This window comes from Sphingomonas segetis (assembly GCF_009720245.1).
Lineage (GTDB): Bacteria > Pseudomonadota > Alphaproteobacteria > Sphingomonadales > Sphingomonadaceae > Sphingomicrobium > Sphingomicrobium segetis.
The window spans coordinates 1-1167 of sequence record NZ_WJSQ01000293.1; the positions used below are offsets into that span (position 1 = coordinate 1).

1 protein-coding gene is annotated in these 1167 nt (G+C 68.0%); it reads right to left on the minus strand.

Annotated features, from left to right (window positions below):
- Positions 1–1069, minus strand: a 1069-nt coding sequence (locus GH737_RS14860) for a type II and III secretion system protein family protein (RefSeq protein WP_230558857.1), incomplete at its 3' end; no start/stop codon positions are given.
- Positions 1070–1167: the final 98 nt, after the last annotated feature.

A 1167-nucleotide genomic window follows, 5' to 3' on the forward strand; every position in this document is an offset into this window, starting at 1 on the left:
CGGGGATGGTGAGGTTGTTGATGACGATCGACGCGGTCGGGTCGATCGAGCTCACTTCCGGAGCGATGACCATGTTGATGACGCCGTCGGCGAGCACCGTCGGAGTGAAGGCGAGGCTGACCCCGAACGGCTTCCATTCGACGCTGATCGCGGTGCCGCCGCCATTGCCTCCGGCCGCGCCCCCGCCGCCGCCCTGGACCGTCGGCACCGGGAACTCGCCGCCGGCAAGGAAGCTCGCGGTTTCGCCCGACAGCGCGATCAGGGTCGGCTCGGCGAGCGTCGTGATCGCGCCCTTGCGCTCGAGCGCGTCGAGCGTGACGTTGAAATTGGCGCCGAACGCCCGGAACGCGCGCGAGATGATCGCGAAGCTGTCGGTGATCGCGCCGTGCGAGAAATTGGTCTCGCCAGTGTTCGGGTTGGTCGACAGGCTCGATCCGCCGCCGATGATCCCGCCGAACTTGCCGCCGTCGCTGAGCGCGTCCCAGTTGAGCCCGAGCTGCTGCAGCGCCGAGCGCTTGACCTCGGCGAAGCGGACCTCGAGCATCACCTGCTGCGAGGAGCCGAGCGAGAGCAGGTTGACGACCTTGCCCGGCGCGTAGGTCTCGGCGATCTGAACCGCTCGGTCGGCGTCGACGGCGTTGCGGACCATGCCCTGGAGCACGATCGAATCGTTCGACATGGCCGCCGAGATCTCGTTCGCCGGGAGCATCTCGGACAATTGCCGCTTGAGCGAGGTGACGTCGGGGCCGACGACCACGTCGACCACCGCGATCAGATTGTTGGAGCGGTCGTACAGCGTCAGGCTGGTGGTGCCGGTCTTCTTGCCCAGCACATAGACCGAGGTCTCGCTGATCGGGACGATGTCGGCGATGTCCGGGTTGCCGATCAGCGCCTTGGCGTAAGCGCGGTCGACGCGCAGCACCTGGCTCTTGTTGACCGGCACCTCGAGCTCGCCCGCGCCGACGCCGGTCGCAACGCTGACCTGCGCCGATGCGGGCTGCGCGGCGAGCAGCGCCCCCCCTGCCGCCGCGCAAAGCGCAAGCCGTTTCAATGTTCCTGCGGCCATCATCCCCCCACCTTCACCTGGTCGCTCTTGGTGCCGCGATAGACTTCGATCTGCCTGCTGTTGTCGACCGGCGCGGCCTTCACGGCCGCCGCGCGCCGCCT